General features: G+C 46.2%; 15 protein-coding genes. 5 read left to right on the top strand and 10 right to left on the bottom strand.

Features of this window, described 5'->3' with window-relative positions; genetic code table 11:
• Positions 1-87: 87 nt before the first annotated feature.
• From rdgB to QUB08_RS01310, 8 genes are all read right to left on the bottom strand, one after another.
• Positions 88-675 carry an RdgB/HAM1 family non-canonical purine NTP pyrophosphatase gene (gene rdgB / locus QUB08_RS01345; protein WP_333222774.1) on the bottom strand — a complete coding sequence of 196 codons (588 nt, stop codon included), beginning with the start codon at positions 673-675 and terminating at the stop codon, positions 88-90.
• 15 nt (positions 676-690) lie between these two features.
• On the bottom strand, positions 691-1,311 hold the full coding sequence (locus tag QUB08_RS01340) for a hypothetical protein (protein WP_333222772.1): 621 nt from the start codon (positions 1,309-1,311) through the stop codon (positions 691-693).
• A gap of 158 nt (positions 1,312-1,469) precedes the next feature.
• Positions 1,470-2,894, bottom strand: coding sequence for a phosphoglucomutase/phosphomannomutase family protein (locus QUB08_RS01335; protein ID WP_333222770.1), 1,425 nt, complete (start codon positions 2,892-2,894; stop codon positions 1,470-1,472).
• 197 nt (positions 2,895-3,091) lie between these two features.
• Positions 3,092-3,826: a GTP cyclohydrolase I FolE gene (gene folE, locus QUB08_RS01330; RefSeq protein ID WP_333222769.1), complete on the bottom strand. Its 735-nt coding sequence runs from the start codon at positions 3,824-3,826 to the stop codon at positions 3,092-3,094.
• A gap of 103 nt (positions 3,827-3,929) precedes the next feature.
• A complete protein-coding gene (locus QUB08_RS01325) occupies positions 3,930-4,655 on the bottom strand; it encodes an SDR family oxidoreductase (protein WP_333222767.1) in 726 nt (241 codons plus the stop codon).
• A 242-nt stretch (positions 4,656-4,897) separates the two neighbouring features.
• Positions 4,898-5,878, bottom strand: a complete 981-nt coding sequence (gene accA, locus QUB08_RS01320) for an acetyl-CoA carboxylase carboxyl transferase subunit alpha (protein WP_333222765.1) — start codon at positions 5,876-5,878, stop codon at positions 4,898-4,900.
• Positions 5,879-6,134: 256 nt separating this feature from the next.
• Complete coding sequence (locus QUB08_RS01315) at positions 6,135-7,160, bottom strand: long-chain acyl-[acyl-carrier-protein] reductase (protein WP_333080458.1); 1,026 nt, start codon at positions 7,158-7,160, stop codon at positions 6,135-6,137.
• A gap of 153 nt (positions 7,161-7,313) precedes the next feature.
• On the bottom strand, positions 7,314-8,006 hold the full coding sequence (locus QUB08_RS01310) for an aldehyde oxygenase (deformylating) (protein ID WP_333222763.1): 693 nt from the start codon (positions 8,004-8,006) through the stop codon (positions 7,314-7,316).
• A 64-nt stretch (positions 8,007-8,070) separates the two neighbouring features.
• Between QUB08_RS01310 and QUB08_RS01305 the strand changes: the two genes are divergently transcribed.
• The 3 genes from QUB08_RS01305 to QUB08_RS01295 all read left to right on the top strand — a co-directional run bounded on the left by QUB08_RS01305 (position 8,071) and on the right by QUB08_RS01295 (position 9,811).
• A complete protein-coding gene (locus QUB08_RS01305; RefSeq protein ID WP_333214383.1) occupies positions 8,071-8,238 on the top strand; it encodes a hypothetical protein in 168 nt (55 codons plus the stop codon).
• Positions 8,239-8,501: 263 nt separating this feature from the next.
• Positions 8,502-9,320, top strand: a complete 819-nt coding sequence (locus QUB08_RS01300) for a carbohydrate ABC transporter permease (protein ID WP_333222761.1) — start codon at positions 8,502-8,504, stop codon at positions 9,318-9,320.
• Positions 9,321-9,562: 242 nt separating this feature from the next.
• A complete protein-coding gene (locus tag QUB08_RS01295) occupies positions 9,563-9,811 on the top strand; it encodes a transporter suffix domain-containing protein (protein ID WP_333222760.1) in 249 nt (82 codons plus the stop codon).
• A 60-nt stretch (positions 9,812-9,871) separates the two neighbouring features.
• Here QUB08_RS01295 and QUB08_RS01290 read toward each other — a convergent pair whose 3' ends face one another.
• Positions 9,872-10,900, bottom strand: a complete 1,029-nt coding sequence (locus QUB08_RS01290; RefSeq protein ID WP_333129130.1) for a hypothetical protein — start codon at positions 10,898-10,900, stop codon at positions 9,872-9,874.
• Between the two features lie 116 nt (positions 10,901-11,016).
• Between QUB08_RS01290 and QUB08_RS01285 the strand changes: the two genes are divergently transcribed.
• A complete protein-coding gene (locus tag QUB08_RS01285) occupies positions 11,017-11,151 on the top strand; it encodes a hypothetical protein (RefSeq protein WP_333129126.1) in 135 nt (44 codons plus the stop codon).
• Positions 11,152-11,363: 212 nt separating this feature from the next.
• On the opposite strand, the gene QUB08_RS01280 is transcribed toward QUB08_RS01285, so the two are convergent.
• Entirely contained in the window at positions 11,364-12,269 is a 906-nt protein-coding gene (locus QUB08_RS01280) for an efflux RND transporter permease subunit (protein ID WP_445300877.1), read from the bottom strand.
• A 393-nt stretch (positions 12,270-12,662) separates the two neighbouring features.
• Between QUB08_RS01280 and QUB08_RS01275 the strand changes: the two genes are divergently transcribed.
• Positions 12,663-14,609 carry an adenylate/guanylate cyclase domain-containing protein gene (locus QUB08_RS01275; RefSeq protein ID WP_333222757.1) on the top strand — a complete coding sequence of 649 codons (1,947 nt, stop codon included), beginning with the start codon at positions 12,663-12,665 and terminating at the stop codon, positions 14,607-14,609.

Below are 14,609 nucleotides of genomic sequence, written 5' to 3'. Positions count from 1 at the left end.
AGGAAAAACCTCTTTCCTGTTTAGTTCTGATACCTAAGTGTCAATATCCAATGCCACAGTTACCCCCGCTTTTGGCTTTTTTCCTCATTAGGGGTTGACAATGCTCGCCATTTGTGGTATAAGAGCGTGGAAGGCTCGGCCGCGGTGAGAGTGCGATCGCTTGATATCCGGTGTCATTTCTGCAAAAGTCTGTTGCTGTGCGGGTACGTAGAAAATGGGGTCATATCCGAAACCTCCTGTACCGCGAGGAGTGTGGAGAATTTCGCCCCGACAAATTCCTTCTACTTGCAAGGCAATTGTACCGTCGGGACGGGCGATCGCGATCGCGCAAACAAATTGTGCTTCCCGGTTTTGTTCGCGAACCAATTCTTTGAGAAGTCGAGATATCCTGTCAGCATCGGTTTTCCCGTAGCGCGCCGAGTAAATCCCAGGTTGGCCGTCGAGTGCATCTACCATTAAACCAGAATCATCGGCGATCGACCATTCGCCCGTTGCTTTTGCCACTTCAGACGCCTTCAAGCAAGCATTAGCAATAAAAGTTTCGCCTGTTTCCTCGATTTCCAACTCTTCCGGTTTTAGCTGTAATTCCCATCCCAAATCCTGAAGATAAACTTGCATTTCCTTAAGTTTACCCGGATTGCCCGTAGCTACAACTAGCAATTTGCGATCGGTCATTATTTCTCTTAAAACTTACGGATCTATATTAACAAAAGATTGGGAGAAAGGTTGCAACAAAATTCCCAAAATCTTATCAACATCTTGAATATAGTATTCAATCGGATCGATATAAACAGTAGTTTCCTCCAAAATCAAGAATTTCCAGTTAGTACCCGTCGTCACCGCGCCGTAAATGCGATCGACCTCAGTGTCTTGGTTTTGATTGAAACATTGGGCCGCTACCATTGCAGCCACGCATTGACCCAAACCGCCAATAATATCTTCCTTTTTTGCCTCAAAAATTGTTATAACCGGAGCACTGATGAACAATTGTTCTGAAGAACCGCTAATAATATAATCGCAAAATCCTTGCAAACCTCTTTCTGGATCGACAGTAAAATCCTTACCGGAAAAAAGAGAAACTCGTTTTTTTAACAATCTCCGAACTTCTGCTAATATCGGGGCAATCAAAAATTCTGAGCGAGCTTTTTCAGTGGAAATAAAAGTTGCTAGCGGTACATAATCAATCAGGATTGTTGTTAAAATTTCTGATGGTGAAACTGGTTTTGTGTCGGCAAATAAATTGCGAGTTTCATCTAAGGTTAATCCAAAATCTTTTTTGACTCTCGCAAGGCTGAAATCGCTGTATGCCATTTGCTTTTATCCTAAAATTAACCTGATATAGCCGCCCTACTATTTGATTTCTGAACAAGATTTTTTTACCGCAGAGGGCGCAGAGGACGCAGAGAAAGAGAGATTTGAGATCGAGTCATCCGCGTTCATCTGCGTTTATCTGCGGTGGAAAAGTCCGATTAATTATGCGCCCAATTTTTCGCCCAGTTTAAGTTTTGCATGACTTCTTTCAATGTCGCTGCTTCTGAATACAGCCGCAACACGGGTTCGGTGCCACTAAACCGAATTAACAGCCAACTTCCGTCAGCCAAACGGAATTTATATCCGTCAACTTTGTTGCAATCTACAACTGCTTTGCCTGCGATTTCTGTTAAGGGTTGATTTTGCAGCAGCGACAGCAAACGCGACCTTTCTTCCATGTTTGCTAGGTGCAAGTCGATTCTGTCATAAGCTGAGGTAAACCCAGTTTCTTGTTGCAGTCGGCTGTAAATTTCGCTTAAGTCTTCCCCGGATTTGACAACTGCTTCTAATAAGTACAGCGCTGACAGCAAAGCATCTCGTTCGGGGATGTGTGTACCGTAGCCAATTCCTCCCGATTCTTCGCCGCCGACTAAGACTTGGGTGGTTAACATTCGATCGGCTATATACTTGTAACCGATCGGCGTTTCAAATAATGGCAAGTTGTACAGCTTGGCAATTTTGGGAATTATGTCTGAACCGCTAACTGTTTTGATGACTTCCCCGGTCAAGCCGCGCCGTGAAGCTAAATGTTCGATTAAGATGGGAACTAGGATTTGTGAACTGAGGAAGTTGCCGCTAGAGTCAACGGCTGCAATTCGATCGCTATCTCCGTCAAATACAAATCCGATGGACAAACCAGAACTTTTTCGCTGGTGAGTACGCATTACCCGAAATAACTGCGACAGGTAGCGCGGCAAAGGTTCCGGTGCACCGCCACCAAACAGCGGATCTCGATCGCTGTTGACTTCCTGCACTGTTTCTTCTAAAATTTGAGCTAATCCTCCGGCGGCGGCACCGTGCATTACATCTACAAATACTGTAATTTTGCCGCTGGCGATCGCTTCTTTAATCGCCTCAATATCTACCATTTCCCGCAAGGTTTTGCAGTAAGCCGGCCAAGGATTGAAATTCTCCAACTTGCCGGGATTTGCTGAAAGTGCCGCCGGATTTTCGAGTTTTTCTTCTATTTGTTGAGTAACTTCGGGCGAAACTGAACCACCAAATCCGCCCTTGACTTTTAACCCTAAATATGCACCGGGATTGTGGCTGGCTGTCAGAACGATCGCACCCAAAGCATTTAATTGTTTGGCAGCTAAACTGAAAGCGGGAGTGGGGGCGTAGGATTCGCTCAGCAGCACGTCAAATCCTGCGTTTTGGACGGCAATAGCTGCTGTTTTGGCAAATTCTTCAGCCAGAAATCGGCGATCGTAACCGACAATTACGGTACCGCTGCTGCCATCGCTACCGCCGGTTTGTGCGAGAACTTGTGCCGCTAAGGGAGCGACTAACGCTACGCGATCGAATGTAAAATCGTCAGCAATGATGCCGCGCCAGCCATCTGTTCCGAATTTAATAGGATTCATTAGTCACAAGTCATGAGTCACCCGTCTATTTTATGGGTTTATCAGTCGATCGTCATCCGATTTTAGATTTTAGATTTTAGATTTTAGATTGCGACTGCGGATGAATCTGGGGGCTAGTGACCAAATTGCTTAATTGCTAGCCACCAGCCAAAAAGTGATTGGCTAATGACTAATGACTAATGACTAATGACTAATGACTAAAAGAATGCCGGTTGGTGGCGGATCAAATTCAGGAATTCTTCGCGAGTTTTCTGTTCCTCTTGGAACACGCCCAACATTGCACTCGTAACCGTCCAAGCACCAGGTTTTTGCACACCCCGCATCGTCATGCACATATGGCTGGCTTCCATTACTACAGCCACTCCCTTCGGTTCCAATATTGTCTGAACTGCTTCGGCAATTTGGCGTGTCAAGCGTTCTTGCACCTGCAACCGACGGCTGTACATCTCCGAAATTCGGGCTAATTTGCTCAATCCAACTACTTTTTGGTTAGGAATGTAAGCAATGTGAACTCGGCCCATAAACGGCAGCATATGGTGTTCGCACATACTGAATACGCTGATGTCTCGCACCAGTACCATTTCGTTGTGGCCTTCGTCAAAGATAGCGCCGTTGAGGAGTTCTTCGAGGGATTGACTGTAACCACTGGTGAGAAACCGCATTGCTTCTGCTACCCGTTTTGGGGTTTTGAGCAATCCTTCGCGTTCGGGGTCTTCTCCTACTCCCAGCAGCATTGTGCGAACGGCCTCCATCATTTCTTCCATGCCTACTTCTGAGGGTTTGGGCACGCTGGATTCTTGACCGTTCGAGGAATTGCGATCGGGTCGAGTGGGTATGCGCGGGGTGTTGTTGTCTGCGGTTTGTAACAGTTTCATGCTGTCAGTAGAGAGTGAGTTCGAGCCATTGGAATCGGCGGAAGATGCAATTGTCATAACAAGTTGGTGTGAGGGTGAATCGATTTTGGATTGGGGGATATAGCTAGAGATTCAAAGATTGTTGAATTCGAGAAAAATCCAGCAGTCTAAAATCTCAAGTTCACAAAACTCCTGCGTTGGACATGAGCGTGATTTCTTCAATTACTGCACTCGCTGGTAACTGAACTGCGTGCAGAATTGATTGGGCGACAATTTCTGGGGTTAACATGGCGGTGCGATCGAAGTCGGCGTCCACGGTGTCTGTGTCCCACATGGGAGTATTGACAGAACCCGGACAGATTGCTGTTACGCGAATTCCGTGAGCCCGTTCTTCGGCGGCTAAGGTTTTAGACAAAGCCATGAGACCGAATTTGCTGACGCAGTAGGCTCCCCAGTTGGGGAAGGTTTGGCTGCCGGCGATCGAGGAAACGTTGATGATGATTCCCGATCCGCGATCGCGCATCGACGGCAAAACTCCTAGAATGCACTGCCAAACGCTAGTCAGATTGAGGTTTAGAACGTTCTGCCAGTCGGCTAGGGACGTTTCCGTTAAGGAGCCGGTGTAGCCCATACCCGCGCTGTTGACCAGGATATCTACGGCACCCAATTGAGCTGCGATCGCGCTGATGCTGCTTTGCACTTGCTCAATTTTTGCCAAGTCTAAGGGATAAGCTTCTGCTTTCACTCCGACTTCTCGGGCTGCGGCGGCAACGGCTTCTAAGTTTTCCGACTCTCGGCTAACTAAGGCCAGATTTATGCCCTCGGCTGCGAACGCTAAAGCCGTCGCTTTGCCAATACCGCTGCTGGCTCCGGTAATCAGAGCCTGCTTTGTTGTTGGATGGTTCATTCAGTGTCCTAATACTTTCGCTCGGCAACTCCCTACAGCGTTGCAGCCTTCTGAGGCAAATTAGACAACTGTCTGCTGCGGGTGATAACAGTTAATTATGAGATGAACATTAAGAACTGTTAAGCCGGTGTCACCTGAGAAATTATAACACTGCTGACAGAGCCGCAGAATAATGAGCTGTGAGTTATGAGTTTAAAGTAAGAGATTTTTAACTCATCACTCACAGCTCTGAATCGATCGGCTCAAGCCGCAATTTCAGTGAATACGCCGATGTCGCGAAACTTTTGATACCGGATATCGCGTCGCTGCTGGCCAGTAAGCTGTGTCAGTTCTGCTAAGTTTTCTAACAAAGCTTGTTTGAGTATGGAGGCAGCTTTGAGGGGATTCGAGTGAGCGCCACCGATCGGCTCTGGTACTATTTGATCGAGAACGCCGAGGTTTTTCAAATCCCAGGAAGTAATTTTCAGGGCTTCTGCGGCCAAGTTAGCTTTGCCAGAGTCTTTCCAGAGGATAGCCGCACAAGCTTCGGGGGTGGCGACGGTGTAGACGGAATGTTCGAGCATCAACAGCCGCTCGCCGACACCGATACCCAATGCGCCGCCGGAACCGCCTTCGCCGATGACGGTGCAAATAATGGGAACGTCGAGGCGAAACATTTCTCGGAGGTTACAGGCGATCGCCTCTCCCTGTCCAAGCTGTTCTGCTTCTAAGCCCGCCCAAGCTCCGGGAGTGTCGATAAAGGTGAAAATCGGCATTCCGAAGCGATCGGCGTGTTCCATCAACCGCAGGGCTTTGCGGTAGCCGCCGGGAGCAGCCATGCCGAAGTTGCGGGCGATATTGTCTTTTGTGTCGCGCCCTTTTTGATGGCCAATGATGACTGTGGGACGCCCGTCTATGCGGGCAATTCCACCGACGAGGGCCGGGTCGTCTCCGCCGCGCCGATCGCCGTGAAGCTCGATCCACTCGTCGCTAATTGCCTGAATGTAATCGAGGGTGCTGGGGCGGCGCGGGTGACGGGCGAGTTGCAGCCGCTGCATGGGGGACAAGCTGCTGAAGATTTCTTGTCGCAGTTGGGCTGAGCGAGCTTCTAGTTTGCGAATTTCGTCGGTGACATCGACGCTGTTTTCTGCGGCGAGTTCGCGAATCTGGTGAATTCGGGTTTCGAGTTCGGCCAGGGGCTTTTCAAAATCTAAGAGTAAGGGTTTACGGTCTGGGTTTGGCACGCGGATAATTTCTATAAGGTTTTGTCAGGTTTTGTCGATCGACTATTTTCCGATCCTACCCTGTCAGGGGATGCTGAAAAAGAGAGGAAATTTGGAAATTTTGAGTTTTAAATTTTGTATGATATCAAATTGGGTAACATCCTCATTATCATCTAGCGCCAGCTTCCCGCTCGCGCTGCACTCCGAAAAATATTATTCCGATGCCAAAGAAAAAGTCAACTATTAAATTTTCAAATTTAACAGTTGACTTTCAACATCAAACTGACATTAATAAAGGTCGGAAACCGTGCTTGACAGAAATATGACCGATTTGCTCCATCTTTTCCACAGTAATTTGATTCCGTCCCCAAGAAAAATTGGTATACATTTTTTCAAATTCCAGTAGCATTGATTCAGCAAAACAGGCAAACAACTGTCGGCCCGGCACATCCATATTGACAATCTTCATAATTTTCCACTCAATATCGAGGGAATGCTCCACAATGCCGCCATTGAGTACGTAAATTTCTGGATGCTGAACCTGAGTTGCCAGATTTTTCGGATAGCCACCGTCAATCAATAAACAGGGTTGCTTCAAAGTCTTAGGGTCAATTTCTACGCCCTTGGGCATACTGGCTACCCAGACTACAATATCCGCTTGGGGGAGGGCTTCTTCCAAATCCATAATTTTGCCTCGGCCCAATTCCGATTGCAAATCTTGTAATCGTTCTTTGTCGCGGGCAATGAGCAACAATTCTGCTACATTTGTTTTAACATTGAGCCAGCGACACACAGCACTGCCAATATCGCCAGTAGCACCACAAACGGCTACCGTGGCTTTTGAAAGTTCAATCCCCAATTTAGGGGCTGCTTCTTCTACTTGGCGGCAGAGGATGTAAGCTGTGTGAGTGTTACCAGTGGTGAAGCGTTCAAACTCCAACTTGAGATTGCGAATTTGCTTAATTTGCTGCAAGTTGAAAGTCTCAAAAATGATCGAAGAAAAGCCGCCTAAAGCCGTGATGTTAATCCCGTTTTTTTGAGCGTGTGCCATTGCATTAAGGATTTTGCGAGTGGCTGCTTTTATCCGGCGAGTGGCTAGCATTTCTGGCAGAAAACAGGACTCCACATAGCGGCCTTCTATTTTTTGTCCAGTGATGCTTGTTACCGTGATCTGATCAACTATTTGGGGCGGTGCGCTGCACCAAAAATCTAGACCTTGATCGGCATATTCTGGATAGCCCAGCTCGTTAGCTACTGATTGGGCGTGTTCTAAGCTGGTTAAGTGACCGATTAGACCAAACATTAAGTTGTCAAATGAAGGAAGATTGAAGATGGAAAGATGGGAAGATGGGAAGATGGGAAGATGGGAAGATTAAAAATTTATATTTTAAAATGAGGTATCCCATTTTTAATTTTTAATTTTTAATTTTTTTCCCATTCCTTATTTCCAAATTAACTAGGCTGCGAGGCCTTGTGCTGACATCCGCATGATATCGCGGTTGTTAAAGCCTATGTTGCCTAGGGCTTCGCCGTAGGCAATCATAAAGTCTTCGATTAAAGCGTCTTTTTCCATTCCCAAGACGCGGGCATCGTCTGCGACAGAGTTTAGCAGTCTCCAGATGATGGGCAGGTTTTGGCGGTTGGCAGCTTCGAGTTCGCCTTTGGATTCCTCAAAGTGAGCTTGCAGCCAGACTTCCCCAAAGTTGAGGTGGGTGTATTCTTCTTTGACGACGCCTTCGGTGATTTTGCGAGCAAAGTCATCGGCGACGGGGATGTAGATGTTGTAAGCTGCGATCGCAAAACACTCGATAATTAGCGATTGAATCAACAAGCAAGTTACAATCTGACCTTGGGCCGCTGCCGTCTGGAAGTTTTTGTGCAGTTCCGAAAAGAACTGCTTGGCAAATGCCATGTCCGGCGTGACTTTCAGATTCCGGCCACAAGCTTGGAAGCCTTTCATGTGGCGGTTCTCCATCTTGGACAAGCCAATTAACTCTGCTTTTTTGTCAGCCAACAGTTCGGCCAGTGTCAGGTAATTGTCGTGAGCTTCTTGTTCGCCTTCAATCACAATGGCGTTGATGCGGCTGTAAGCATCTTTGTAAGTTTCGGTTTGAAAGTCAATTGTTGGGCTGGCCTCAAGCTGGGGCATAGATATGTAGTCTCCTTATATAAGCTTCCGGGATGTTTGGAAACCCCTTTAAAATGGGGGGTCAGTGACAGTACACTTTACCTATTTTGAACGCACCCCATCTAAATCACAGATTATAGCTGAGGATGCTTTCGACAAAGAACTTTTCTTTGACGTTCCGGGAAAAACTGGCGTCAAGCGTGCGTGTTTGGCGGACTTTTGCCGTCGAACACTCCAGAAAGACTATCGCTAGAATGCTATCTATTTACTAATTACTTGAATTAGTCGTTAGTCGATCTTTTGCCCGGAAATAGATGATAGAAATACGGTCTATGTCTCCACCTTTCAGGGTTTTACAGTACCAACTCTATCTATAACATTATATCCTAATCACAACTTCCTCCCTAGGTACTCCTTCTTTCCTTCTACGACTATTATGTTGTTGTATGGGAATCGGGGATGCGATCTGGTGGGAGAACCTCACAGGCTTATTATTTTAGGTTAATTCACAAATTTATGGGTAAATCCTTTGACAGGTCTCAAGCGCTGGAACTGCTGAGTTTTATTTTGTTGTTGGCGGGTGCTGCGCTGGTGCTGCTGCCGCTGGCTGCTGTATTTTTGGTTTCGGTATCACCATCTGGTGTCGGTGTCAAGGCCACAGGCCTGACTTTTGCGAACTATCAGGAGGCTTGGCGACGGGGCAATTTTTTGTTGGCATTTGTTAATTCTACTCTAGTGGCGATCGCAGTGACGGGTTTTCAGGTTGTGACTTCTGCTTTGGCCGGTTATGCTTTGGCCAGGTTGAAGTTTCGGGGGCGACAGGCCCTAGTTTTGGTGGTTTTGGCGACGCTGGTAATTCCGTTTCAGCTTTTGGTAATTCCCATTTTCATGGTTTTGAAGTGGGGTCATCTACTGAATACTTATGGGGCGCTGATTTTGCCTACGGCGGCTAACGGCTTTGGGATTTTTCTGCTGCGCCAGTATTTTATGACTGTTCCGGTGGAGTTGGAGGAGGCGGCAATGCTGGATGGGGCTAACCGCTGGCAGGTTTTGTGGCAGGTGATGTTACCTTTGGCCCGCCCTGCTTTGGTGACGCTGTTTTTGTTTACCTTTATCGGGGAGTGGAACGATTTGTTTAAGCCGCTGGTGTTTACGACGCGGCCGGAGTTGCGGACTGTGCAGTTGGTTCTGGCTGAGTTTCAGGAACAGTTTACTAGCAGTTGGCAGTTGTTGATGGCGGCGGTGGTAATTGGAACAGTGCCGGTGGTGTTGCTGTTTTTGGCCGGTCAACGGCAGTTTATTCGGGGGATTGCGGCGACGGGGATTAAGAATTGAATTGGAGATGCTTGGCAATTAAGTTTGTAGTCATTTGTTGAACCATTCTCAAGAACAGGCATCTTGCCTGTTCCACAAAGAGTTAACTTTCTTGTGGAACAGGCATCTTGCCTGTTGCTGACTTTGGTACAAGATGTGAATTTGTAGTCACTCGGCGATGGAACTCGCTACTATACAAACGAAGTCCACTCCCAGCCCACAAGCGAGATAAAGGGGATATCAAAGCGGTAGTATGTGAATCTATGCAAAAACTCGGTTTATTTTTATTTATCGTATCTTTTCTACCGTGGTTGGCAGTCTTATTTGTTGTGCCCTTCCTGCCGCTGGACATTACCCAAAAAACTACTTTATCTGTCGTTCTGGCTGTTGGGGCAGAAGTTTGTTTTTGGATTAGCGTAGTGCTGTTGGGGAAAGAAGTAGTTACCAAATATCGGCGTTATTTGCATCCCCGCTATCTTTGGAAAAAAATCAGAAATTTTAACCGCAGATGAACAGGAATCGACGCAGATAATGAGCCTGGAGAGTGGCGTTTATCTGCGGTCAAGATTGAGCTATTCGCTGAAAATTTGCAAGCGAATAGAGCGTTCTCCATCTCCGAAATCCACTTCAATCTTTTCTCCCGAAAGACTGTCCAAGCATCCCAAAAGCAACCGCAAATTGGGTGTGCTTGCTCCTGTATCCACGTACAATCTATCTGCCAAACTGCCTAAACGCTTCCAAATTGTGTAGAGTTTGACTACTGTTTGTTCTAGCTGTGCGGCTTGTTTTACAACGTCGGCGGTTGTTCCCAAACATCCGACTCGCAAAGATTCTTCTAAGGCCATTTCCATGTCTAAATGAGACTGATTGAGAGCTTGCACTTGGGCGGCGGCGTCGAGATATTTTGATAAGTTCTTGGCGTCGGAAGTTAGCTGTTTGACAGTATCTACGTCGGGATTTTCTGCTACTTCTTTTTGAATTTCGCTTTGGTGAGATGGGGAGAGTTTCTCCATTTCTTTGACTAAAGGAGCGAGGTAGCGGGAAGGTAGAGAACCGGTAGATGCTTTTTCTTTGACTTCTTCTGGCAATAAATCTGAGTTCATTGCCATCCATTCGTCGGATAGTTGTTTGACTTCGCGGCGGGTGATGCGATCGCCACTTGCTGCAGCATCTGTTACCATTTGCTGCACTTCGGGAGATGCTTTGGCGGTTTCTACAAAGGCTCTTTTGCTAAAGTTTCTAATGGAATTTGGGTCTAAATCTCCTTGCTGGATCAGAGTGTCGGCACTATTAGCTAATTCTATCAAAGAATAGGCTTGACTTTTGCCAATTTCTCTTTCTTTGAGCCAGTTCAAAAAGCCAGTGCCGCGTCCTTCGCCGCCTTTTTTTTCTCTGTCTCTAACTGTTCGGAGAATGCGTCCCCGCCAGATGTCGGTTTGCAAGTCGAAGCGATCGCACACTTTCCAGGCATTGTCAACCTGATTTTCAAAGTCAAACTCTGGTATTTGTTCGTCTTCGGGGTCTGGCAATTGGAAATTGATATCGGTAAAGCCGTTGAGGGCTTCTGCAAGTTCTGCGGGATTTAGGGGGACTTCAGCCATTAGGAAAAATTTGTGTAGTGCAATAGCCGGTTGAATTGGTAACTTGCACGGGTTGACAGTTGAGACGCTATATGTAGCGGTAAGGTAGGCAAGATTTACCTACTAATAGAGCTTTTGTGCAAGTCATATCATTATTGCACGATGGGGGGCGATCGGGCGATCGCTACCTGCACAAAAAATCTTCTCCGAGAGTGGCCGCACAGCGTCGCAACAATAAAAAAGTCGGTGGCACAGATAGTCGGGTATTTTGAAGCAAGAACCATTAAGGAATGAGAATTAAATAACTTACACAAGGAAAGTGGGGAGTAGGGGTTGGGCGGGACGCCCGCCCTTTTTGGACGGGCGGGACGCCCATCCCACAATAACAATTAAAATTGTAAGTTATTTAATTCGCGATCCTAACCGGATAGTTAAATGAACTAATTACCAACTAAAACGGCGATACTTTATCCCGCTCTACCTCCTAGCCGGGAGTCGTTTTCCCATTCAAAATTGTGCCATCCTCGGGCAGATTTTCTAGTCGATCGCGCTTCTTAAAGCGATCGCGAGCCGAGACAACCACCACATAGAGAACCGGCACCATAAACAAACTCAAGAAAGTAGAAACAACCATCCCCCCCGCGATCGCATTCCCTAGCGATCGGCGGCTCGCTGCACCCGCACCTTCTGGGTTAACTAGAGGAGCAATACCCAAAATGAAAGCCAGAGAAGTCATCAAAATCGGTCGTAAACGCTCTTGAGAAGCCTCAACTGCTGCTTTAGCAATTGGATATCCCCGCTCCCGTAACTGGTTAGCAAACTCCACGATTAAAATCGCATTTTTACTAGCCAATCCAATCAACATCACCAAACCAATCTGGCAATAAACATCATTCGCCAAACCCCGCAACGACTGAGCTAAAAGAGCACCTAAAATCGCCAGAGGCACCGATAGCAAAATAATGAAAGGATCGACATAATTTTCGTACTGAGCAGCCAACACCAAAAACACAAAAATCAGCCCCAAACCGAAAATAATCGGTGCTTGACCGCCGGACTCAATTTCTTCTAAAGAACTCCCCGACCATTCATAGCCAAAACCTCCTGGTAAAACTTGAGTTGCCACCTTTTCCATCGATTTTAGTGCCTGTCCAGAACTCGCTCCCGGAGCCGGAGTGCCAGTAATTTCAATTGACCTATATAAATTGTAGTGGTTAACAGTTTGTGCTCCCACCACCGGAGTTATCTTCACCAAATTGCTCAAAGGAATCATTTCATTCTTTCCAGAACGCACATACAATTTCCCAATATCTTCAGGGTTATCACGAAACTGTTTATCCGCCTGAACATACACCCGATAATTGCGCTGCTGGAGGTTAAAATCATTCACATACTGCGAACCTAGAGCCGTTCTAATTTTACTTGTTTTTCAGATTGCATCAAGGATAGCAAGGTTGTCATCACCAAAAACTGAGATGGCGTCAGGTATTTTTGTAAATGAGTCTGGTAGAATCTTCGTATCATTATTTTTTTGGATAAGCAACAGCAACTGAGTTTGGGTCGTTTTCGGCTATTATACTCCCATCAGAGTGACACAAGAGCAATAAATTGCATATTGAAATTATCGAAAGGGTTGTGGGGTATGAGGTGTAGGGTGTAGGCGTATGCAAATTAAATTCCTATTAACTTATCCTAGGTATCAATGTCGGGAGAAGTCACTATGCTTGGTAAATCAAGGAGGCCCTTATCACTTGGACTTTTCAGAAAAATTCCCCTACAAATAATGCTAATTGTTCCATTTGTTGTCCAAACAGTTGGAGCAGTGGCTGTTGTTGGTTATCTTTCCTATAGAAACGGTCAAAAAGCAGTAAATGATGTAGCTACTCAGTTGCGGAATGATATTAGCGATCGCATCAAGCAAAATCTAACTTATCTGGTTGCTATTCCCTTTCAATCTTTTGAAAACTATGATGCAGCCCTGAGCCAAAACCGCATCGATCTTAATAATGGGAGAGACGTAGAGAAGTTTCTATGGGGACAACTCCCTGCCTTTCCCCTTGTTGCTGCCGCAGCTTTTGTTACCCCCAATCAGGAATTTTTTGCTGGTGAGCGGCAGGATGATGGCACGATCGTCATCCGTACTTCGGAGGTAGAAAATAACCACACTTTGACTACCTATACCGCCAGTCCAGAGGGGGAACGCCGAGAAATTATCAACGCCGGGAAACCTAACTTTGACCCCCGCAAACGCCCCTACTATAAAATTCCAGTCCAGCAAAAGCAAGCTGTTTGGGCAAAACTGTATCCTCACATCACAGGTAAATACCTATACATTGCGGCTGGCAAACCCATATATACCAAGACTGGATCTCTCCAAGGAGTGTGGATGACCAGCTTAAATATGGTAATGTTTGGGAATTTTTTAAGCAAACTCAAAATAGGTAAAACAGGGCAAAGTTTTATTCTGGAACGTTCTGGAGAAATGATTGCCACCTCTACAGGGGAAAAGCCCTTTCAATATTACCCAGACAAGGTTGTCCAACTGCCAGAGCAACGAATTGAACGACTCAAGGTTGTCAATAGTAGCAATGCCATCACCCAAAAAGCGAGTCAAGCTTTGCTAGAGCAGTTTCGTGATTTTCAAAATATCCAAGCATCTCATCAACTGAAATTTACTGTCGATGGTAAAAATTATTTCGCCCAAGTCGATCCTTTTCGAGATAGTAAAGGTATTGACTGGTTGGTGGTGGTGACTATTCCAGAAGCAGACTTTATGAATCAAATTAATGCCAATACTCAGACTACAATCCTGCTCTGTTTAGCAACTTTGATTTTGGCAATTTTATTGGGTATCCTGACTGCTCGCTGGATTATCCGTCCTGTGGAACGGATCACCACTGCTTCGGAAGCGATCGCTGGGGGCAATCTAAACCAACAAGTGGAGGTTAGTTCCATCGTTGAACTTGGCAAATTAGCCAACGTTTTTAACGGCATGACCAGACAACTGAAGGATTCTCTAGATACCATCCATTTGGCAAATGAAGAGTTGGAAGCTAGAGTGGAGCAAAGAACTGGAGAACTGCGCCAAGAAAAAGAAAGGTCAGAACAATTACTTTTGAATATCTTACCTGCGGAAATTGCCGATCGCCTCATGCGGACTAATGAATCCCCTGCTGAACATTTTGAAGAAGCCACGATTTTGTTTGCGGATATAGTAGGTTTTACCAGTATCTCGGCCCGGATAGAGCCGATGCAATTGGTAGCAGGTTTGAACCAAATTTTCTCTGCCTTCGATCAACTCACTGAAAAGCATGGCTTAGAAAAAATTAAAACCATTGGGGATGCCTACATGGTAGTTGGTGGTTTACCCGTTTCTCGACCGGATCATTGCGAAGCGATCGCCAACATGGCGTTGGATATGCAAGCCTATATGCAAGACGTGGAGAATATTTTTGGGGAATCTCTACAAATTCGGATCGGGATTAATACCGGTCCTGTAATTGCGGGAGTAATTGGGATTAAGAAATTTATCTATGACCTCTGGGGTGATGCGGTGAATGTCGCCTCAAGGATGGAATCCCACGGCAAACCGGGATACATTCAAGTCACCGATGCGACTTATCTCAAATTACAGAATAAATACTTACTAGAGCTAAGGGGTACGATCGAGGTTAAGGGAAGAGGAGAAATGATGACCTATTGGCTTTTGGGTCGGCGGGAGGAATATTAG

Source organism: Microcoleus sp. BR0-C5 (assembly GCF_036705045.1).
Taxonomy (GTDB): domain Bacteria; phylum Cyanobacteriota; class Cyanobacteriia; order Cyanobacteriales; family Microcoleaceae; genus Microcoleus.
Note: the sequence above shows the minus strand (reverse complement) of the source record. Positions and strands in the feature narration are given on the sequence as shown.

Bases quoted from the DNA above. Each gene is read 5' to 3' on its own strand.
- folE (WP_333222769.1), bottom strand. From the start codon at position 3,826: ATGACAATTGCATCTTCCGCCGATTCCAATGGCTCGAACTCACTCTCT.
- rdgB (WP_333222774.1), bottom strand. From the start codon at position 675: ATGACCGATCGCAAATTGCTAGTTGTAGCTACGGGCAATCCGGGTAAA.
- QUB08_RS01340 (WP_333222772.1), bottom strand. From the start codon at position 1,311: ATGGCATACAGCGATTTCAGCCTTGCGAGAGTCAAAAAAGATTTTGGA.
- QUB08_RS01295 (WP_333222760.1), top strand. From the start codon at position 9,563: ATGCAAAAACTCGGTTTATTTTTATTTATCGTATCTTTTCTACCGTGG.
- QUB08_RS01325 (WP_333222767.1), bottom strand. From the start codon at position 4,655: ATGAACCATCCAACAACAAAGCAGGCTCTGATTACCGGAGCCAGCAGC.
- QUB08_RS01290 (WP_333129130.1), bottom strand. From the start codon at position 10,900: ATGGCTGAAGTCCCCCTAAATCCCGCAGAACTTGCAGAAGCCCTCAAC.
- QUB08_RS01300 (WP_333222761.1), top strand. From the start codon at position 8,502: ATGGGTAAATCCTTTGACAGGTCTCAAGCGCTGGAACTGCTGAGTTTT.
- QUB08_RS01310 (WP_333222763.1), bottom strand. From the start codon at position 8,006: ATGCCCCAGCTTGAGGCCAGCCCAACAATTGACTTTCAAACCGAAACT.
- QUB08_RS01275 (WP_333222757.1), top strand. From the start codon at position 12,663: ATGCTAATTGTTCCATTTGTTGTCCAAACAGTTGGAGCAGTGGCTGTT.
- QUB08_RS01335 (WP_333222770.1), bottom strand. From the start codon at position 2,894: ATGAATCCTATTAAATTCGGAACAGATGGCTGGCGCGGCATCATTGCT.
- QUB08_RS01315 (WP_333080458.1), bottom strand. From the start codon at position 7,160: ATGTTTGGTCTAATCGGTCACTTAACCAGCTTAGAACACGCCCAATCA.